General features: G+C 66.9%; 19 protein-coding genes and 1 tRNA gene. 8 read left to right on the top strand and 12 right to left on the bottom strand.

Annotation, left to right across the window (positions count from 1 at the left end; translation table 11 throughout):
- Nucleotides 1–5: 5 nt before the first annotated feature.
- From CYJ10_RS31990 to CYJ10_RS31940, 11 genes are all read right to left on the bottom strand, one after another.
- A tRNA-Leu gene (locus CYJ10_RS31990) sits at nt 6–92 on the bottom strand.
- Nucleotides 93–189: 97 nt separating this feature from the next.
- Nucleotides 190–1,470, bottom strand: a complete 1,281-nt coding sequence (locus CYJ10_RS31985; protein ID WP_101685454.1) for an amidohydrolase family protein — start codon at nt 1,468–1,470, stop codon at nt 190–192.
- A 46-nt stretch (nt 1,471–1,516) separates the two neighbouring features.
- Nucleotides 1,517–2,470 (bottom strand): ABC transporter permease, encoded by a 954-nt coding sequence (locus tag CYJ10_RS31980; RefSeq protein WP_101685453.1) that lies wholly within the window; start codon nt 2,468–2,470, stop codon nt 1,517–1,519.
- Entirely contained in the window at nt 2,467–3,558 is a 1,092-nt protein-coding gene (locus CYJ10_RS31975; protein ID WP_101685452.1) for an ABC transporter permease, read from the bottom strand. Before CYJ10_RS31975 ends, CYJ10_RS31980 begins: the two co-directional genes overlap by 4 nt.
- Nucleotides 3,548–5,107 (bottom strand): ABC transporter ATP-binding protein, encoded by a 1,560-nt coding sequence (locus tag CYJ10_RS31970; protein WP_101685462.1) that lies wholly within the window; start codon nt 5,105–5,107, stop codon nt 3,548–3,550. The genes CYJ10_RS31975 and CYJ10_RS31970 overlap by 11 nt, the downstream gene beginning before the upstream one ends.
- A 92-nt stretch (nt 5,108–5,199) precedes the next feature.
- Nucleotides 5,200–6,207, bottom strand: coding sequence for a BMP family protein (locus CYJ10_RS31965; RefSeq protein WP_101685451.1), 1,008 nt, complete (start codon nt 6,205–6,207; stop codon nt 5,200–5,202).
- A gap of 76 nt (nt 6,208–6,283) precedes the next feature.
- Nucleotides 6,284–6,979: a TetR/AcrR family transcriptional regulator gene (locus CYJ10_RS31960; protein ID WP_257993627.1), complete on the bottom strand. Its 696-nt coding sequence runs from the start codon at nt 6,977–6,979 to the stop codon at nt 6,284–6,286.
- Nucleotides 6,979–7,671, bottom strand: a complete 693-nt coding sequence (upp, locus tag CYJ10_RS31955; RefSeq protein ID WP_101685460.1) for a uracil phosphoribosyltransferase — start codon at nt 7,669–7,671, stop codon at nt 6,979–6,981. The genes CYJ10_RS31960 and upp overlap by 1 nt, the downstream gene beginning before the upstream one ends.
- A 111-nt stretch (nt 7,672–7,782) precedes the next feature.
- Nucleotides 7,783–9,090 carry a URC4/urg3 family protein gene (locus CYJ10_RS31950; RefSeq protein WP_101685450.1) on the bottom strand — a complete coding sequence of 436 codons (1,308 nt, stop codon included), beginning with the start codon at nt 9,088–9,090 and terminating at the stop codon, nt 7,783–7,785.
- A complete protein-coding gene (locus tag CYJ10_RS31945; protein WP_101685449.1) occupies nt 9,087–10,325 on the bottom strand; it encodes a GTP cyclohydrolase II in 1,239 nt (412 codons plus the stop codon). Before CYJ10_RS31945 ends, CYJ10_RS31950 begins: the two co-directional genes overlap by 4 nt.
- 290 nt (nt 10,326–10,615) lie before the next feature.
- Nucleotides 10,616–11,719 carry an acyltransferase family protein gene (locus tag CYJ10_RS31940; RefSeq protein WP_101685448.1) on the bottom strand — a complete coding sequence of 368 codons (1,104 nt, stop codon included), beginning with the start codon at nt 11,717–11,719 and terminating at the stop codon, nt 10,616–10,618.
- A gap of 276 nt (nt 11,720–11,995) precedes the next feature.
- Between CYJ10_RS31940 and CYJ10_RS31935 the strand changes: the two genes are divergently transcribed.
- Both CYJ10_RS31935 and CYJ10_RS31930 read left to right on the top strand, forming a co-directional pair.
- Nucleotides 11,996–12,868 carry an amino acid ABC transporter substrate-binding protein gene (locus tag CYJ10_RS31935; RefSeq protein ID WP_374703329.1) on the top strand — a complete coding sequence of 291 codons (873 nt, stop codon included), beginning with the start codon at nt 11,996–11,998 and terminating at the stop codon, nt 12,866–12,868.
- Between the two features lie 157 nt (nt 12,869–13,025).
- Entirely contained in the window at nt 13,026–13,310 is a 285-nt protein-coding gene (locus CYJ10_RS31930; RefSeq protein WP_101685446.1) for an amino acid ABC transporter permease, read from the top strand.
- 81 nt (nt 13,311–13,391) lie between these two features.
- Here the strand turns inward: CYJ10_RS31930 and CYJ10_RS31925 are convergent, their stop codons facing one another.
- Complete coding sequence (locus CYJ10_RS31925; protein WP_101685445.1) at nt 13,392–14,246, bottom strand: hypothetical protein; 855 nt, start codon at nt 14,244–14,246, stop codon at nt 13,392–13,394.
- Between the two features lie 367 nt (nt 14,247–14,613).
- On the opposite strand from CYJ10_RS31925, the gene CYJ10_RS31920 reads away from it, so the two are divergent.
- The 6 genes from CYJ10_RS31920 to CYJ10_RS35040 all read left to right on the top strand — a co-directional run.
- Entirely contained in the window at nt 14,614–16,329 is a 1,716-nt protein-coding gene (locus CYJ10_RS31920; protein WP_101685444.1) for a glycosyltransferase family 39 protein, read from the top strand.
- Nucleotides 16,326–16,697 carry a DMT family transporter gene (locus tag CYJ10_RS31915; protein WP_101685443.1) on the top strand — a complete coding sequence of 124 codons (372 nt, stop codon included), beginning with the start codon at nt 16,326–16,328 and terminating at the stop codon, nt 16,695–16,697. Before CYJ10_RS31920 ends, CYJ10_RS31915 begins: the two co-directional genes overlap by 4 nt.
- A 6-nt stretch (nt 16,698–16,703) precedes the next feature.
- Nucleotides 16,704–17,879: a DegT/DnrJ/EryC1/StrS family aminotransferase gene (locus CYJ10_RS31910; protein ID WP_101685442.1), complete on the top strand. Its 1,176-nt coding sequence runs from the start codon at nt 16,704–16,706 to the stop codon at nt 17,877–17,879.
- Entirely contained in the window at nt 17,858–18,850 is a 993-nt protein-coding gene (locus CYJ10_RS31905) for a glycosyltransferase (protein ID WP_101685441.1), read from the top strand. The genes CYJ10_RS31910 and CYJ10_RS31905 overlap by 22 nt, the downstream gene beginning before the upstream one ends.
- Complete coding sequence (locus tag CYJ10_RS31900; protein WP_101685440.1) at nt 18,838–19,764, top strand: formyltransferase; 927 nt, start codon at nt 18,838–18,840, stop codon at nt 19,762–19,764. The genes CYJ10_RS31905 and CYJ10_RS31900 overlap by 13 nt, the downstream gene beginning before the upstream one ends.
- Before the next feature lie 10 nt (nt 19,765–19,774).
- Nucleotides 19,775–19,910: NAD-dependent epimerase/dehydratase family protein (locus tag CYJ10_RS35040; RefSeq protein ID WP_146002161.1), on the top strand; the 136-nt coding region annotated here is incomplete at its 3' end.

Genomic DNA, 19,910 nt, shown 5'->3' with positions numbered 1-19,910 from the left:
AATATTGGTGCCCAGAAGAGGACTCGAACCTCCACAGTGTTGCCACCGCTAGGACCTGAACCTAGTGCGTCTACCAATTCCGCCATCTGGGCTTCGTTTCGCTGCATTGCTGCGGCGATGCGAAGAACGTGATTATGCTGAGTAGCACGCACCCTGTCAACACCATAGCCGCAGAAACTTCAAAAAAACTCAGGCGCGATGTAGCCCGAAGTCGACTTCAGCGGGCCGGCCCGGCAGCGACAGCGTGGCCGTGGCCGGCGCGGTGCGCGATACCACCTTGCCTGCCCGCATCACCAGCAGCCTGGTGGCACGCAGACGGATGGCCTCGACCGGGTCGCGCGCCTGCAGCAGCACCAGGTCGGCACGGCAGCCGGGAGCCACGCCGTAGCCATCGAGCCCCAGGATGGCCGCCGGCGTCTCCGTCACGGCCCGGAAGCAGGCGCGCATCGCGTCCTGCCCCGTCATCTGGGCCACGTGCAGGCCCATGTGCGCCACCTCCAGCATGTCGCCCGAGCCGAGGCTGTACCAGGGGTCCATCACGCAATCGTGTCCGAACGCCACGGGAATGCCGGCCGCCAGCAGTTCGGGCACACGGGTCATGCCCCGGCGTTTCGGGTAGGTGTCATGGCGGCCCTGCAGCGTGATGTTGATCAACGGGTTGGCGATGGCGGCCACGCCTGCCTCGCGCATCAGCGGCAGCAGCTTCGACACGTAGTAGTTGTCCATCGAATGCATCGACGTCAGGTGCGACCCCGTGACCCGCCCCTGCAGCCCCAGCCGTACCGATTCGCTGGCCAGCGTCTCGATATGGCGCGACAACGGGTCGTCGCTCTCGTCGCAGTGCATGTCCACGCGCAGTCCCCGCTGGGCGGCCTCTTCGCACAGCAGCTTCACCGACGCCGCGCCGTCGGCCATCGTCCGCTCGAAATGGGGAATGCCGCCCACCACGTCGACCCCCATGTCCAGCGCGCGCCGCAGGTTGTCGAGCGCGCCCGGCGCACGCAGCACGCCGTCCTGCGGAAACGCCACCAGTTGCAGGTCAAGGTACGGCTTCACGCGCTCGCGCACGTGGAGCAGCGCCTCGGTGGCCAGCAGGCGCGGATCGCAGACGTCCACGTGCGACCGGATCGCCAGCAAGCCCTTGGCCACGGCCCAGTCGCAATAGGCCAGCGCTCGGTCGACGATGGCGTCCTGCGTCAGCAGCGGCTTGAGTTCGCCCCACAGCGCGATGCCTTCCAGCAACGTACCGGACTGGTTCACGCGCGGCAGGCCGTATGACAGCGTGGAATCCATATGGAAATGCGCGTCGACGAAAGGCGGCGACACCAGTTGGCCAGCCGCATCGATCTCTTCGCCGGCCGTGGCCGCCAGCCGGGGCTCGACGGCCGTGATCCGGCCGGCGGAAATGCCGATGTCGACGTCGGTGCGGCCGTCGGGCAGGTTGCAGTGACGCAGGATGGTATCGAGCATGGCATTCTTTCCGGGAGAGTTTGGCGTTCGCCTTGCGGTACGGGGTTCAGCGTTCGCCCTTGCGGTACGGCTTCATCAGCGCCTGTGGATAGGCCGCGCGCCGCGCCACCAGCACCAGCGCAAGGATCGACAGAATATAAGGCAGCATCAGGTAGACCTGGTACGGCAGCGGCGGCAGGCCGGGCAGGCTGGCTCCGCCCTGCTGCAAGCGCAGTTGCAGCGCATCGAAGGCCGCGAACAGCACCGCGCCCAGCAACGCCCGCCCCGGCCGCCACGACGCGAATACCACCAGCGCCACGCAGATCCAGCCCCGGCCATTGATCATGTTGAAGAAGAAGGCATTGAACGCCGACAGCGTGAGAAACGCGCCGCCCACGGCCATCAGCGCCGACCCAGCCATGATCGCGCCGATCCGCACGGCGCCCACGCGGATGCCCTGCCCCTCCGCGGCGGCGGGGTTTTCGCCGACCATGCGCAGCGCCAGCCCCAGCGGCGTGCGGTACAGCAGCCAGGCCAGCACCGGCGCCATCAGCAACGCCAGCAGCGTCAGCGCCGTTTCGGCCGCCATGACGGCGCCGACCAGCGGCACGTCGGCCCACCACGTCATTGGCGCGAACGGCGTGATCGTCGGCGGTGTCGAGACCTGCGCAAAGCCCAGCCGGTAGGCGTAGTACGACACGCTGGTGGCCAGCATGGTCACGCCCAGCCCCGCCACGTGCTGCGACAGCGCCAGCGACACGGTCAGCCAGCCATGCAGCAGCCCGAACAGCAGCCCCACCCCGGCGGCCGCCGCCACCCCGCCCCACAGCGGCGCGCCGTGGTACACGGCCAGCCAGCCCGAGAAGGCCCCGGCCACCATGATCCCTTCGATGCCCAGGTTCAGCACGCCAGCACGCTCGCACAGCAGCACGCCCAGCGTGCCGAAGATCAGCGGTGTGGCCACGCGCAGCACGGCAATCCAGAACGGCGCGCCGGCAACGATATCGAACAGTTCCATCAGGCCACCTTCCCGGTCCGGTCAAAACGCAGGCGATAGCGTGTGAGCATGGTCGCCACCAGCATCGCCAGCAGTGCCACCGCCACGATGACATCGGCAATGGTGTTGGGCACGCCCACGGCCCGGCTCATGCCGTCCGCGCCGACCAGGATGCCGGCCACGAAGATGGCCGATGCCACCACGCCCACCGGATGCAGGCCCGCCAGCATGGCGATCACCACGCCCGTGTAGCCGTAGCCCGGCGACATGTCGAGCGTCAGGTAGCCGGTACGGCCCGCCACCTCCACCACGCCGGCCAGCCCCGCCAGCGCGCCGGACAGCGCCGCCGCAAGCAGCGTCACGCGCGTCACAGACATGCCGGCGAATGCGGCCGCGCGGGCGTTGGCCCCCACGGCGCGCATCTGCAGCCCAAGCACGGTGAAACGGTTGACCGCCCACACCAGCAGCGCCAGGCCCACCGCGGCCAGCAGGCCGCTGTGCACGCGCGACCGCTCCATCAGCCGGGCCAGTTCCAGTTCCGGCACCAGCGCCACCGATTGCGGCCAGCCCATCGCCAGCGGGTCTTTCATCGGGCCATCGAGCATCATGGACACCCCCAGCAGGACGATGAAATTGAGCAGCAGCGTGGTGACCACCTCGTCCACGCCATGCCGGAGCTTGAGCAAGGCTGGCAACAGCAGCAGCAACGCACCCGCCAGCATGCCGGCTGCCACCATCAGGCCGAACAGCACGCCAGTGGGCAGCGATGCCGCCCAGGGCGCGGCGGCACCGTCCACCTGCCCGCCCACGGCCACGGCCGCCAGCGCACCCAGGTAAAGCTGGCCTTCCGCGCCGATATTGAACAGCCGCGTGCGGAACGCCACCGCGACGGCCAGCCCGGTCAGGATCAGGGGCGTGGCGCGCGTGAGTGTCTCGGACCACGCAAAGCGCGAGCCGAAGCCGCCTTGCAGCAATAGCAGGTAGGCCTTGCCGACCGGTGCGCCAGCCAGCGCCACCAGCAGTGCGCAGATCAGCAGCGTGACCACGATCGCGCCAAGCGGGGCCATCACCAGCGCGGTACGCGAGACGGCGGTTCGGGCTTCAAGCCGCATGGGCCACCTCCGTGTCCACGTGCGAGCCGTCGGCGCCGGCCATGGCCAGGCCAAGCGTGGCGAGTGTCCATGCCGGCGTGGCGCGGGCCGCGCTCAGCCGGCCGGCATGCATGACGGCGATGCGGTCGGACAGCGCCATCAATTCATCCAGGTCTTCCGAAATCAGCAGCACGGCCGCGCCCTGCGCAGCCGCATCGAGCAGTTGGCCGCGCACATAGGCCACCGCGCCGATGTCGAGGCCCCAGGTGGGCTGGCTGGCCACCACCAGCGCCGGCGTCCGCGCGCCGCGCACCGAGAAGGCCCGGCCCAGGATCAGCTTCTGCATGTTGCCGCCCGACAGGGTGCGCGTTGGCACATCGATGCCGCCACCCCGGACATCGAACCGTCGTGTCAGCTCGCCGGCAAAGCGCCGCGACGCCCCGCCACGGATCACCCCGCCCCGCACGAACGCGCGGTTGCCCAGCTGCTCGATGATGATGTTCTCCCACACGGCCAGATCGCCCACCGCGCCTTCGGCATGCCGGTCTTCCGGAATGCGCGCCACGCCGGCCCCAATCCAGCGCCGGGGCGACGCCGGCAACGCCGTGCCGCATACCGTGACGCGGCCGGACGCCGCCGCCACCACCCCGCTCATCAACTCGGCCAGCGCCACCTGTCCGTTGCCCGAGACCCCCGCGATGCCGACGATCTCCCCGGCATGCAGGTCGAGGGTCACGTCCCGCAGGCCCTGGCGGCCCGCCGCCGGCGCGACGCAGACCCGGTCGAGCGCCGCCACGACCTCGCCACCGTCCGACCCGGCGGTACGCGTAGGCATCTCCACCCGGCGGCCCACCATCAGTTCGGCCAGTTCCGCCTTGCCCGTGGCGTCCGCCCGACGCTCCGCCACCAGCCGGCCACCGCGCAGCACGGCCACGCGGTGCGAGACGCGCAACACCTCGTCCAGCTTGTGACTGATAAAGATCACCGACAGCCCTTCGGCGATCAGTTGCGCCAGCGTGGCGAACAGGCTGTCAGCCTCTTGCGGCGTCAGCACCGCCGTGGGTTCGTCCAGGATCAGCACCCGCGCGCCGCGATAGAGCGCCTTGATGATTTCCACGCGCTGGCGTTCGCCCACCGAGAGCGACCCGACGCGCGCCTGCGGCTGCACCGCCAGCCCGAAGCGCCGTGCCAGATCGTCGATACGCACCCGCGCGGCGCCACGCTGCTGGCGCCAGCGCCAGAGCGGCTCGGTGCCGATCAGGATGTTGTCGAGCACGGACAGGTTGTCGGCCAGCGTGAAATGCTGGTGCACCATGCCCACCCCTGCGGCCAGGGCCGCCCGTGGATTGCCCGGCGGCAGCGCCACGCCATCCACCTCCACGCTGCCGGCATCGGCAACGTAGTGGCCGAACAGGATATTGACCAGCGTGCTCTTGCCCGCGCCGTTTTCGCCGAGCAGGGCCAGCACTTCGCCGCGATGCAGGTCCAGCGAGATGTCGTCGTTGGCCAGCAGCGGGCCAAACCGTTTGGTGATGTGCGAAAGCCGGAGCACCGGCGAATCCTGGGGCATCGAATATCGGAAATCAGAACGAAAGAAATGAAGCGGCCCCGTCCAGCCGAACGGGGCCATGCGCAGCGCGCCTTGTGGCGCCCGCCGGTGGATCAGGGCGTCGACTTCGGTTCGGTTTCCACCACCTTGACCGTGAACTTGCCGTCGAGGATCGCCTTCTCGCGGGCCTTGACCTTGGCCATCACGTCGGCCGGCACCTTGCCCTCGAAGGTGCCCAGCGGCGCCAGTTCCGCGCCCTTGAACTTCATCAGCGAATACTGGCCGTAGTCCTCGTTCTTGAACTGGCCGGCCTTGACCTTGCCCAGCGCGGCCGCGATCGTTGGCTCCATGTTCCAGAGCGCCGATGCCACCACCGTGGCCGGGTACTGCGGCTGGGTGTTGATCACGTTGCCGATCGCCAGCTTGCCGCGCTCCTTGGCGGCGTCCGACACGCCGAAGCGCTCGGCGTAGAGCACGTCGGCCCCCTTGTCGATCATCGCGAACGCGGCTTCCTTGGCCTTGGGCGGGTCGAACCACGAGCCGATGAAGCTCACCGTGAACTTCACCTTCGGGTTCACCTCGCGCGCGCCCTCCATGAACGCATGCATCAGCCGGTTCACTTCGGGAATCGCGTAGCCGCCCACCATGCCAATGTGGTTGGTCTTGGTCATGCCGCCCGCGATCATGCCGGTCAGGTACGACGGTTCCTGGATGTAGTTGTCGAACACCGAGAAGTTCGGTGCCTGCGGCTTGCCCGACGACCCCATCAGAAAGGCGGTCTTCGGATAGTCCTTGGCCACCTTGCGGGCCGCACCCTCCACGGCGAACGACTCACCGACGATGAGGCCGGCGCCCTGTTCGGCGTACTGGCGCATCACGCGTTCGTAGTCGGCGTTCGACACGCTCTCCGAGAACACGTAGTCGATCTCGCCGCGCCCCTTGGCCTCGTTGAGCGCCTTGTGGATGCGCGACACCCACTGCTGTTCCACCGGCACCGTGTACACCGCGGCCACCTTGATCTTCGACTGCGCCTGCGCGCCAGCCGGCAGACCCATGGCGGCCAGCGCCGTGGCCGCCGCGGCAGCTTTCAGCCAGTTGCGACGATCGCTTCCCTTGTGCATGACTTCACTCCCCTTTTTTACGTTGTGTGCGCGCGTGGCGCGTGGTTGATGGTTGTGATGGACGGACGCGGCCGGCTCAGGCGCGCTCCGGTTCGATATCGGGTGTCTGCAGCCCGCAGCCCCGCAGCAGCAGCGCCACCAGGTGCTCGGTGGCGTGCTCGAAGTCGTCGGCGTCAAGCTGGCTCACGCCAAGCACGGCGCACACCTGCGCCTCGAAGTCGGCATAGGTCTGGGTGGCGGCCCAGATCGTGAAGAACAGGTGGTAGGGGTCCACGGGTGCCATCTGCCCGCCCTCGATCCACGCCCGGATCACCATCGCCTTGCGCGCCACCAGTTCGCGCAAGGCCTGGCGCAGCACGTTGCCGATCTCCGGCGCGCCGTGCAGCAATTCGTTGGCGAACACGCGCGACGCGTCGGGGTGGCTGGCCGACAGGCGCATCTTGGCCCGGATGTACTGCTCCAGCGCCAGCCGCGGCGAATGGTCGGCACTGATGATGTCGGTCTCGGACAGCCACAGCGTCAGCGTATGGGCCAGCACCGCGCGATACAGCACCTGCTTGGTCCGGAAGTAGTAGTGCAGGTTCGACTTCGGCACCCCGGCGCGGGCGGCAATATCGGCCATCGTTGCCCCGGCGAAGCCCGCGCGGGCAAACACGTACTCGGCGGCGCGCACGATCAGCGCCTCGTTTTCCTGCCGGATGCGGCCGCCGGGTTGACCGGGCCGGGGCTCGATGCCGCGCGCGGGCGAAGGCGAGCGCGCCAGGACGTCCATCATTTTGTGCCGTAAAGCCGGTCGCCGGCATCGCCCAGGCCGGGCACGATGTAGCCGTGCTCGTTCAACTGTTCGTCGATGGCGGCAGTGACGATGCCCACGTCAGGATGGGCAGACTGCAGCGCGCGCAGCCCCGGGCGCGAGGCAATCAGGCAGACGTACTTCATGGTGGTCACGCCGGCTTCCTTCAGCCGGTTGATGGCGGCGATGGCCGAATTGCCGGTCGCCAGCATCGGGTCCACCACGATCACGAAGCGCTCCTGGATGTCCTCGGGCATCTTGAAGTAGTACTCGATCGGCTCCAGCGTCTCGGGGTCGCGGTACAGGCCGATATGCCCCACGCGCGCCGCCGGCAGCAGGTCGAGCATGCCGTCCAGGAAGCCGTTGCCCGCCCGCAGGATCGACACCAGGCACAGCTTCTTGCCCGACAGCACCGGCGACTGCATCGGCGCGATGGGGGTCTTGATGGCGATGGTCTCCATGGCCAGGTCACGCGTGGCCTCGTAGGTCAGCAGCTGGCTGATCTCGCGCACCAGGCGGCGGAAGTTGTCGGTGGTGGTTTCCTCGCTGCGCACCAGCGTGACCTTGTGCTGTACCAGCGGATGGTTGACCACCATCACGGCCGGCGTGGCCGTCGCTTCGGTTTCGGCAAAGGCCTGGACGGCCGTGGGTACGTCCGACATGTCGTTCATGGTGCGCTCCTTGGTCATCCGAAATTCGCCTGGCCGGGCGCAGCGGGCCCCAGGCCCGCCACGCGCTGGCTGCCTGTCAATCAGGGACTGCCGTGCAATGCCGTGTTGCCGCTAGAACACCGTGCCGTCGCTCTGGATCGCGAATGGGGGCGGCCCGCCTGGTGGCCGGCGCTGCGCCGCGATACGGCGGCCCGCTGCCCACGTGCCGCCTTCCAGCACGCGCGCCAGCGGAAAGTCCGCTTCCTTGAGACCCAGCGCCTGGCGCACCGCATCGGCCACCAGGTCGAGCCCGGTGACGGTCAGCGCGCGCCATTCGACGATCTCGGGCTCGTCCACCGTGTGGGTGCGGCTGGCGAATTCGCGGTCGCGCGGCACGGTCAGCTCGAAGTCATAGAGCAGCCCGCCGTTCCGGTACTCGGGCAGTCCGGTCAGCGCGTCGAGCCCCACCACCACCAGGCCGCCATCCTCCAGCGGCTCCAGCAGCGAGTAGGTCAGCCACTGCGTGAGCTTGTGGAATGGCACCAGCCCTTGGGGCGCCGCCGGGTGCCGCCAGCAGTCACCGAGCGACACGCCATCGATCTGCACCCGCCCCGGCCAGACGGGACCCAGCGCCACCAGCAGCGTGCGCAGCACGAAACCGGCCTCGATGCGGTTGTCCTTGGCGTGCGCGGACAGGTAGTCGAACAGGTTGCCCAGCCGCGCCGGCGTGCCGAAGACGGCCGGGGTGGCCTGCATGACCTCGCCCAGGCGCCGCAACAGGCCGGCGCGCCCTTCCAGGCCCACCAGCGGGTTGTGCTGGGCCACCTGGAAGGCGGTGGCGATGGTCGACGCATCGATACGCGCCAGCCGCTCGGCATCGGCACGCAGCGGATCGCCCGATTCGGCCGAGAAGCCGCCCCGGGCAAACAGGTCGAAGCTGGCCACGCCGAGCCCTTCGGAGCGCGTCAGCATCATGTCGCTGGCCGGGTCGCGGTAACGCCAGTCGGGGCCGGCGCCGGCGTCCAGCAGCACGCTCGGGATCACCAGGTCGATGCCGATGCGCGCACGTTCCGCGCAATGATCGGCGCCCGACATGCCCGCGCGCTCGCACAGGATCTGCCATCGGTTGATCGCTTCCTGCCCCGGCCCACCGCTCTCGAAATGGCGCCAGCGGCTGTGGTAAGGCACCTGCAGATCGGGATAGCGGCGCCGGATGGTGGCGGCCACGTAATCCGCAATCGCGTGGACGCGGTCCGGATGCCACGTAAACAGCTCGGACTCGCCGGACGCGACGAATTCGGTCACGACCGCGCAATGCGTGCGCACCGCCTCGCCGCTCAACAGTCCGGAAGCGGGATGATCGGGCGGCACCGGGCTGTGCCAGCCGCTGCCCGAGCCGGGTTCGTGTCCGGTCGTGCCTCCTGCGGGATGCTCGTTCATTCGTTCAACCCCCTGCCCTTTGCCAGGGCGAGTTCGTTGGCATCAGGCGGCGTGTAGCTGGTGAAGTAACCCGCCGCCACCTTCGCATCGATTTCCACGCGCGCATCGGCCGGGATCAGCGCCTCGGGGATGGGCACCTGCTCCACCACCTCGATGCCCTGCGCCGTCAGCGCACCATGTTTCATGTTGCTCATCGAGGCCCAGCGGTGAATCTTCCGGATCCCGAGCCAGTGAAAGACATCCGGCATCAGTTCCTGGAAGCGCATGTCCTGCACGCCAGCCACGCACTCGGTGCGCGCGAAATACGTTTCGGCCCGGTCGCCGCCCACCTGCCGCTTGCGTGCGTTATAGACCAGGAACTTGGTGACTTCGCCCAGCGCGCGGCCTTCCTTCCGGTTATAGACCACCAGGCCAACGCCGCCCTGCTGCGCCATCTCGATACAGACCTCGATGCCATGCGCCAGGTAGGGCCGGCACGTGCAGATGTCGGATCCGAACACGTCGGAGCCATTGCATTCGTCGTGGACCCGGCAGGCCACCTTGGTGTCGGGCTGGCCCAGCTTGCTGATGTCGCCAAAGAAATAGAGCGTCATGCCGCCGATGGGCGGCAGGAAGACCTTCAGGTCTGGCCGCGTGACCAGTTCCGGAAACATGCCGCCGGTCTGCTCGAACAGGCTGCGGCGCAGAATGCTCTCCTTGATATTGAACCGGCGCGCGATGCCGGGCAGGTACCAGACCGGGTCGATGGCGGCCTTGGAGACGCGCACATCGCCATTGGGATACAGGATGTCGCCATCCGGGGCCAGACGGCCCGCGGCGATGGCGGCCACCAGTTCCGGCATGTTGATATGGGCGCGCGTGATGGCGATGGTCGGCCGGATGTCGAACCCGGCGGCAATACGGTCGGCAAAGACGGTCGACACCAGATGGCCCCAGGGGTCGAGCGACACGATCTTGTCGGGGTCGCCCCACTGCGCATGGGGGCCGATCGGCTCGGCCGGCGCCGTGTCGGTCAGGTCGGGGCGATGCGCCCGCTGCAGGCTGCCCGCGGCCACGGCCAGCGCCCGATAGATCGCGTAGGCCCCGGCGTGCGTACCAATCACGTTGCGCTGTGCCGGGTCCGTCAGGCTGGCGATCACAGGCCCCCGCTCGGCCGCGGTGGGCGCGCCCCAGTGAATCGGCTCGGCCGGCTTGTCGCGGCGCGCGTGCGAGGTCAGGACGATATGGTCGGACATGTTCGCCTCCCCGGTATGAAACCGGAACACGAATCCTGACCAGATGGTCAGGTTTATGTGTTCATAGTAGGCAACGTTCGTGCCAACACCCAACTGGGGTTGTTACCGTTGGTGGCATCCCGTACGCACCGCCGGCGTGCCTGGCGCATCGATCCGGCATGGCGCTTGCGGTACATCGCGGTGCAAGGCGCACCGGTTTCCGGCGCGGCGCGGAAATGATCGTCGGACAAACAAAAACGGCACGTCCGATCGATCGAACGTGCCGTTCCAGGCGTTGGGTATTGCTGGGATCAGCCTTCCGCGCGTTGCCCCAGGCGCCCGCGAGCCCGCTGGGGCAGATCGGCCGTCAGCCAGTTCACCATCGCACGCACGGGGCTGGCGGCCTCCACGTAGCGGTGGAACAGCGCACCGGCGGCGTTGCTGGCCACCCAGGCCAGCCCCATGCCCAGCGCATTGAGCACGGGCCGGCCCGGCACCAGGTGCGTCACCACCGCATTGACCACCAGGCAGACCGGAAAGTGAACCAGGAACACCGAATACGAAATGCGGCCGAAGTACGCGGTCAGGCGCCCGGCAGGCCAGCTCTCCAGCCAGCCACCGCGACGCGACACGGCCAGCAGCAGCGCCGTGGCAAGCGCCACCGCGATGCGCAGCCGGAAGTCCACCGCCAGCGCGGCCAGCCCGATGGCGGCCAGCGCCATCAGCGGCATGACCGAGCGGCCGGGGTTCGAGGCCCAGTAGGCCAGCGATCCCATGCCATAGGCGCCAAAGAAATAGATGGCCCAGATGTCCCACGACGCATCGCGGTTGAACCAGAACAGCGAGGCGATTGCCAGCACGCCCACCATCGGCACGCCCAGCGGCAGCGCGTTGCGGGCCACGGCGCGCGCCAGCCACAGCGCCAGCACCATCAGGGCGAATAGCTGGAGGTCGATGGCGATGTACCAGACGCCGGCGGACAGCGCATCGACGTCGAGGATGTTGTGCAGCAGCAGTACGTGCGCCAGCAGTTGCGTCAGATGCGGCGCGGCCGGAATGGAATCGTGCTGCATCCAGGTGCGCGCGATGGCCGCACCGGCAATCGCCACCAGGATGGCCGCGCCAAACGGCACCACCAGCTTCTGGTAGCGGCGCCAGATGGTCAGCAGCGGGCTGGCAACGGTCAGGTGACCCGTCGGGGCCAGGCTGCGCGCGGCCAGGAAGCCGCTGATGACCAGGAAGACCTGCACGGCAATGCGCGCGTAGTCGGCCAGCCAGCCAATCAGGCCAGGCGCCAGGGTCTGGGCCGCATCGGACATCGGCCCGTAGAACGCCAGGTGGTGCAATACGATCAGCTGCGAGCTGACCGCCTTCAAAGCGTCCACACACGCCAGACGGGAAGGACGGGGGCTCATTTGTTATTCGTGGGGGTACAAAGTGGGCCGAATTGTACCCGCATCGGTGCATTCAGCCGTGGGCCAGCCGGTAACCGGCGCCGTAACGGATGTAAATCCGTGTACGACGTGGCGAAAAGGCAACTTTCATTGCACTACTCTCGGGCATTAGCTAATAAGAAACAAATTCTTCGTGCGCACGGGTTCGGGGTATACCCTTCCGTCTTTCCGTGCCTTACCCCGAACATGTCCCTGACTGTCGCTGTCTCCTCCGCTTTTCCCTCCCTTCGCCGCCTGATGGCTGGCATTGCCCTGGCCGCGGCCGTCGTACCGGCCGTCCACGCGCAAAGCCCCAGCCCCGTCCTCGACAAGATTCGGGACACCGGCACGATCACGCTTGGCTATCGCGAATCGGCGCTGCCGTTCTCGTTTGCCGACGACAAGGGCCAGCCGGCCGGCTATGCGGTGGACCTGTGCCTGCGCGTGGCCGAAGCGGCCAAGCAGAAGCTGGGACTGAAAGACCTGAAGGTGCGCTGGCTGCCGCTGACGCCCCAGAACCGCGTGCCTGCCATGGTCAACGGCCTGGCCGACCTGGATTGCGCGCCCAATACCAACACGCTGGAACGCCAGAAGCAGGTGGCCTTCAGCGTGTCGCACTATGTTTCCACGGTGCGCATGCTGGTGCGGGCCGATTCCGGCATCAAGTCGCTCAATGACCTGCGTGGCAAGACGGTGGTGACCAGCGCGGGCTCCACGGGCGATCGCCACGTGCGCCGCCTGAAGAGCGAGTACGGCTTCCGCGACGTCTACGCCAAGGATCATGGCGAGTCGTTCCTGCTGCTCGAAACGGGCCGCGCCCAGGCATTCGTCATGGACGACGTGCTGCTGGCCGGCCTGCGCGCCAAGTCGAAGGACCCGTCCCAGTACGTGATCGTCGGCCCGGCCCTGTCGGTGGAACAGAACGCGCTGATGATGTCCAAGGCCGATCCGGAGTGGAAGCAGCTGGTCGACCAGACGCTGGCCAAGACCTTTGCCAGCCCCGATGCCGCCGCCCTGCAGAAGCGCTGGTTCCAGCAGCCGATCGGCACGCGCGGCACCAACCTTGCACTGGCGCCGTCGACGGAGGTGCTACACGCCTGGAAGCACCCCTCCGACGTTGTGACGGAATAAGCATTTTTTGACACACTCCCCGGAAAAGCCCTGAGTTGACGCCCATTGCGGCCTTGTCCACACTGGCCTGAGCCTGGTTCTACCGTCCGGTAGGACCAGCAACAACGCGACCGCCATCGTGAAACACCACCCGGGCGGCAACTCAGAGGAGATTTCCATGAAGCAATTGATCGCCACCGCCGTCGCGCTGGGTCTGGCCACTGCATCCGTGGCTGCCATCGCACAGGACAAGAAGTCGTTCGACCCGTACTCCCAGGGCGCCAAGTCGGGCGAGAAGTTCGACACCTACAGCCAGGGCGCCAAGTCGGGCGACAAGTTCGACCCGTACTCGCAAGGTGCAAACAAGAGCACCCGCGCCGACCTGACCGACCAGTCGACGGCCGCCCCGAAGCAGTCGAAGCCAAAGAAGGCCGCGACGAAGAAGCCGACGCAGGGGAATTGAGCAGCAGTACCCCGCTGCCCGAGCAAAAAGGAGCCCATTGGGGCTCCTTTTTTATTTTCTGGACAATGCCAGTACGCCCATCTACTGTCCCTCGTCCGGCAACATTTCCAGCGCCGTTACATCCACCCGTTGCACCTCGTTGTTCTGCCGGATTTCCGTGCGCAGCACGAACGCTTCCATGGGGCAGTACCAGTCGGTCACGTGCAGCACGCTCGGTTCAAGCTGCAGCAGTTCTTCGCCAACCATCAGCGGGCCCAGCGACGTGCGCTTTTCATAGGTAATGGGCATGCATTCCTTGCGGCCCATCACCGTGGTGATCATCTGCTTGCGGCCCACATGGCGCGAGCCGACGATGATCGACGCGTGCAGGGCCTGCATCGTGCCCACCACTTCGTCCTTGCCCAGCGGGTAGATCTTGAGCGATACGCTGGACTGGAAGGTTTCGCCTTCCAGCGTGGCGCCTTCCTTGATTTCCAGGCCCGCATAGTTGAATACGCCGCTGCCATTGAACGACGCCTCGCCGAACATGCGCGCGTAGCGGGCGCGGGCATTGATCACGGCGTTGCGGCTGTCGATACGGGTGCGCGCCGTGGCGGCATTGCGGTCGATATTGATTTCGTGGACCTGGTCCATGACGACGGGCGGCCCCATCAGCGCCGACAACGCAGACTTCGACCGCACCTCCAGCTGGGCGCTGCAGCCGCGGGCGGTGCGCATGACCTCGCGCAGGGTCATCGTGATGGACATCGGCATGGAGCCATCGCCCTCCAGCTGCACGCGCGATCCCGAGCGAAACCACGGCGCGTCGCAGAGCACTGCGCCCGCTGGCATCGGCGGCGACATGCCCGACACCGGCGCGGCATCGGGGGCCGAAGCCTGCGCAAATGCCGTGTTCATCACACCTGCTAGCAACCACAGCAGCAACGCCGGTTTCATGGCGATCGTCCGTTTTCCAATGGCCGGCGGGGGCAGTCCTTGCCGGAATGGCGCAAGTATTACGCGAAATCGCTGGCGCGGAAATGGCGGCGCGCAAATTGCCAACCCCGGCCGGAGGTGCCAGCCTGGCGCCTTTGCGAGCCAAAACGGCGAGGCGGGAAATGCGCTCGTGCTACCATTGCGCGCCCGTAGCGGTCGCCATGCCCCGAAAGCTGGCTTCCGGCCCACGCTTTTTGCAGGCCGACGCGCGGGTGCAACCGCACTGCCCCCTCGTGTCCACCAAGTCAGGATGTGCCGCGTTGTGGGGTGTTCGCCACAAGGCGGACGTAGGAACAGCCTCCGGGATCCCGGCCATTTCAGGAGAAATATGCGTAGTTCTTCGCCCACGCGCCAAGCCGGGCTGCCTGTCGGCATGATTGCGTTCGTTGTGGTCGCCGTGCTGCTGGTCTGGTTTGGCACGCTCGATTACCGCCACCTGCTGCGTCCCGACGAAGGCCGATATGCCGAAATCTCGCGCGAGATGTTCGTCAGCGGCGACTGGGTGACGATCCGCTATAACGCCCTGAAGTACTTTGAAAAGCCCCCATTCCATATGTGGGTGACGACCATTGCCTACGAACTGTTCGGTGTGGGCGACTGGCAGGCGCGGCTGTGCGTGGCGCTGTCGGGCATCGTCGGGCTGGGTATGACGATGCTGGCCACGGCGCGCTGGTTCGGCTGCCGCGCCGGGCTGCTGGCCGGGCTGGTCATGCTGGCCATGCCGATGTGGAGCGTGGCTGGCCATTTCAATTCGCTGGACATGACGTTGTCCGGCGCCCTGGCCTGCGTGCTGGCCTGCATGCTGCTGGCCCAGCACCCTGACACGTCGCCTGGCGCCCGCCGAGGCTGGATGCTGGTCTGCTGGGCCGCCATGGGGGTCGCCATCCTGACCAAGGGCCTGGTCGGTATCGCCCTGCCCGGCCTGGTGCTGGTGGTCTACACGCTGCTGACGCGCGATATCGGCCTGTGGCGCCGCCTGCATCTGCCTACCGGCATTCTGGCCATGTTGGTGGTCACCGTGCCGTGGTTCTGGCTGATTTCGACGAAGAACCCCGAATTTCCTCATTTTTTCTTTATTCACGAGCATTGGGACCGCTACACCTCCACGGTCCATTCGCGCAAAGGCTCGATCTGGTATTTCGTACCGCTGCTGCTGGCCGGCATGCTGCCATGGCTGGGCCTGGTGCCGCGCATGTGGGACGTGGTGCGCGACCGCGACGGCGCCCAGCGCGGCGCCGGGGGAAAGCCGTTCCAGCCGGCCCTGATGAGTCTGGTCTGGTTTGCGGCGATCTTCGTTTTCTTCAGCCTGTCCGGATCGAAACTGCCCGGTTATATCGTGCCGGTGTTCCCGGCCCTGGCCATTCTCGCGGCCGTGGCACTGGACCAGATCAGCGACCGTTCGTGGAATCGCCAGATCAATGCCCTGCTGGTGCTGGCCGTCGTCGGCCTGCTGGCCGCGCCGGTAGTGGCCACGCTGGAGCGGGAAACCAATCCGAATGAAGTGTTTCGCGCCTTCGCCGTCTATATTGGTGTGGCGTTTGCCGTACTGCTGGCCGGCATGCTGCTGGCGCGCCGGCTGCTGCGCACGCATGGGGTGTTTCCCAGCGTTGCCGCGTTTGCGCTGTCGATGTTCCTGACCTGCACGATCGGCCTGCTCGGCCACGAGGTGATGGGCCGCCGGGCGTCGGGCGTGGACATGCTGCCGGCCATCAAGGCCGTGCTCAAGGACGACATGCCGTTGTATGGCGTGGGGATGCTGGATCACACACTACCCTTCTACCTGGGCCGTACGCTGACGATGGTCGCCGCCCCCGATGAACTGGAGTTCGGCACCCAGCAGCAGCCAGACAAGTGGATTCCGACCATGGACGCGTTCGTCGCCAAGTGGCAGGACGGCCAGCCGGCGCTCGGTATCATGTCGCCGGAAACGTATGACGGCCTGGTGGCGCAGCATGTGCCGGTCTATGTCGTGGCACGCGACGTGCGGCGTGTCGTCGCCAGCAATTTCCCGCCGCCGGCCCAGAAAGCCGGTAATACCCGATGAATCTTTCGACATTTGCCTTTATCTTCACCGGCGTACTGCTCAACGCCTGTGCCCAGCTGCTGCTCAAGGCCGGCACCAATGCCGTGGGCGCCATCACGATCGAGCGCGCCACCATCCTGACCACGGCCTTCCGCGTGCTGACGCAATGGCCGGTGATTGCCGGGCTGACCTGCTACGTGATCAGCGTCGGCGTCTGGATCGTCGGCCTGTCGCGCGTGGATGTGTCGATTGCCTATCCCATGCTGTCGCTGGGGTACGTAGTCAACGCCCTGGCCGCCTGGTGGCTGTTCGGCGAGATGATTGGCCCGCTGCGCGTGGCCGGCATCATGCTGATCCTTGCCGGCGTTTTCCTGATTGCCCGTTCCTGATCGCCCATGACCGCTTCCGCTCCGCAGGATTTCCTGCCGTTCGTACGCCCCCAGATCGATGACGCCACCATTGCCGACGTGGCCAAGGTGCTGGCGTCGGGCTGGATCACGTCCGGCCCCAAGGTGCAGGCTTTCGAGGCCGCGCTGTCCGAACTGTTCGGCGGCCGCCCGGTGCGCACGTTTTCCAATGGCTCGGCCACGATGGAAATCGCGCTGCGCATTGCCGATATCGGCCCCGGTGACGAAGTCATCACCACGCCGATCACCTGGGTGGCCACCGCCAACGTGGTGCTGACGGTGGGCGCGCGGCCTGTGTTCGTCGATATCGACCCGGTGACGCGCAATATCGACCTGGACGCGGTCGAGGCCGCCATCACGCCGCGCACGCGCGCCATCATGCCGGTGTACCTGTCCGGGCTGCCGGTCGACATGGATCGCCTCTACGCCATCGCCAGGCGCCATAACCTGCGCGTCATCGAAGACGCCGCGCAGGCCATCGACTCGCGCTGGCGCGGCCAGCGCATTGGCGCGTTCGGCGACCTGGTCAGCTTCAGCTTCCAGGCCAACAAGAACATCACCACCGTCGAAGGTGGCTGCCTGGTGATGAACACCCCCGAGGAAGCCCAGCGCGCCGAGCGCCTGCGGCTGCAGGGCGTGATTCGTACCGGCATGGATGGCATGGACGTCGAAGAGCCCGGCGGCAAGTTCAACCTGACGGATGTCAACGCGGCCATCGGCCTGGCGCAACTGAAGACGTTGGACACCATCACCGCACGGCGCGCGGAACTGGCCGACACCTATTTCCGCTGCGCGGCCGAAGCCGGCCTGGCGGACCTGGGTATCGAACTGCCGGTGCCGCTGGACCCCACCGTGGCCACCACGAACTGGCACATGTTCCAGGTCGTGCTGCCCACCGACCGCCTGCGCGGCGGCCCGGCCGAAGCCCGCAAGCTCGTGATGGAAGCGATGCGCGAGCAAGGCGTGGGCACTGGCGTCCACTATCCGCCCGTCCACCTGTTTACCTACTTCCGCTCGCTCGGCTGGCGCGAAGGCATGCTGCCGCATGCCGAACGCATCGGCCGCGGCATCGTCACGCTGCCCCTGTTCCCCGCGATGCAGGCCGCCGACGTCGAGCGGGTCTGTGCAACTCTCAGCGAAACATGCAAACGTCTCTCTCACTAAGTCCCGTCGAGGTCTCGGTCGTCATCCCCGTCTACAACGAGGAAGGCGGGCTGCAGGCGCTGTTCGACCGCGTGTACCCGGCGCTGGACGACATGGGCGAATCGTACGAGGTCATCTTCGTCAACGATGGCAGCGTGGACCGGTCGCCCGCAATGCTGGCCGCCCAATACCACAAGCGCCCGGACGTGACGCGCGTCATCCTGTTCAACGGCAACTTTGGCCAGCACATGGCCATCCTGGCCGGCTTTGAACATACGCGCGGCCGGATCGTGATCACGCTGGACGCCGACCTGCAGAACCCGCCCGAGGAAATCCCGCGCCTGGTGGCCGAGATGCGCAAGGGCCACGACTACGTGGGCACCATCCGCCGCCAGCGCAACGACAGCGCCTGGCGCCGCTACGCGTCGCGCGCCATGAACCGCCTGCGCGAGAGGATCACCAAGATCAAGATGACGGACCAGGGCTGCATGCTGCGCGCCTACGACCGCAACATCATCGATACGATCAACGCGTGCCGCGAAGTCAACACGTTCATTCCGGCGCTGGCCTACACGTTCTCGTCGAATCCGGTCGAAATCGAGGTGGGTCATGAGCAGCGCCACGCCGGCGAGTCGAAGTACTCGCTGTACCAGCTGATCCGCCTGAATTTCGACCTGGTGACCGGTTTCTCGATCGTGCCGCTGCAGTGGTTCTCGGCCATCGGCACCATGCTGTCGATCACGTCGGCGGGCCTGTTCGTGGTACTGCTCGTGCGTCGCTTCATCTTCGGGTCGGAAGTCCAGGGTGTGTTCACGCTGTTCGCCTTCACGTTCTTCCTGATCGGCATCATGCTGTTCGGCATCGGCCTGCTGGGCGAATACATCGGCCGGATCTACCAGGAAGTGCGCGACCGGCCCCGCTACCGCATCCAGGCAGTGCTGGAACGCGACCCCAAGCAGGGCAGCAAACCGGAGGTATCGTGCGCGCCGTAGTCTTTGCCTATCACAACGTTGGCGACCGGTGCCTGCGCGTGCTGCACGCGCAGGGTGTGGACGTGGCCCTGGTCGTCACGCACCGCGACCGGCCCGACGAGAACATCTGGTTCCAGCGCGTGGCGGACACCGCCGCCGAGCTGAACCTGTCGTTCCTGTACGCCGAAGACCCTACCGATCCGGCCCTGGCCGACGCGGTACGCGCGGCAAGGCCCGACGTGATCTTCTCGTTCTATTACCGCGCCATGATCCCGGCCGACGTACTGGCCATTGCGCCGCAGGGTGCATTCAACATGCACGGATCCCTGCTGCCCAAGTACCGCGGCCGCGTGCCGGTGAACTGGGCGGTGCTGCACGGCGAGACCGAGACCGGCGCCACGCTGCATGCGATGGAGGCCAAGCCCGACGCCGGGTATATCGTCGACCAGACGGCCGTGCCGATCCTGCCCGACGACACGGCTGGCCAGGTCTTCGAGAAAGTCACCGTGGCCGCCGAGCAGACGCTCTGGCGTGCGCTGCCCGCCATGAAGGCCGGCCAGACGCCCAAGCGGCCGAACCGCCTGGCCGACGGCAGCTATTTTTCCGGGCGCAAGCCCGAAGACGGCCGCATCGACTTCAATCAACCTGCCGCTGCCGTTTACAATCTCGTCCGCGCCGTGGCGCCGCCCTACCCCGGCGCGTTCACGGACATCGGCGGGCGTCGCTTCATCGTCGCCCAGGCTCGCCGGTTGGAAGGCGGCACGGTGCCGGCCGGGTTGCGGCCCGGGCTGCACCTGCTGGACGGTCGCATCGTCGCCGTTTGTGGCGACGGCGGCGCGCTACGCGTGCTGCAACTGATGGAAGGCAGCAGTGCCGACCACGCCAGCCCGGTCTCAGCAACCGAGCTCCAGAACATCATCCCTGCAAAGTCTTGAAAGGAAACCGATGAAAAAGGTCCTGATTCTTGGCGTCAACGGCTTCATCGGCCACCATCTGACGCGCCGCATCCTGGAAACCACGCAGTGGGAGGTCTACGGCATGGACATGTCGTCGGACCGCCTGGGCGACCTGGTGAACCATC

The sequence above is a fragment of the Cupriavidus pauculus genome (assembly GCF_002858765.1).
Classification (GTDB): Bacteria; Pseudomonadota; Gammaproteobacteria; order Burkholderiales; family Burkholderiaceae; genus Cupriavidus; species Cupriavidus pauculus_B.
Note: the sequence above shows the minus strand (reverse complement) of the source record. Positions and strands in the feature narration are given on the sequence as shown.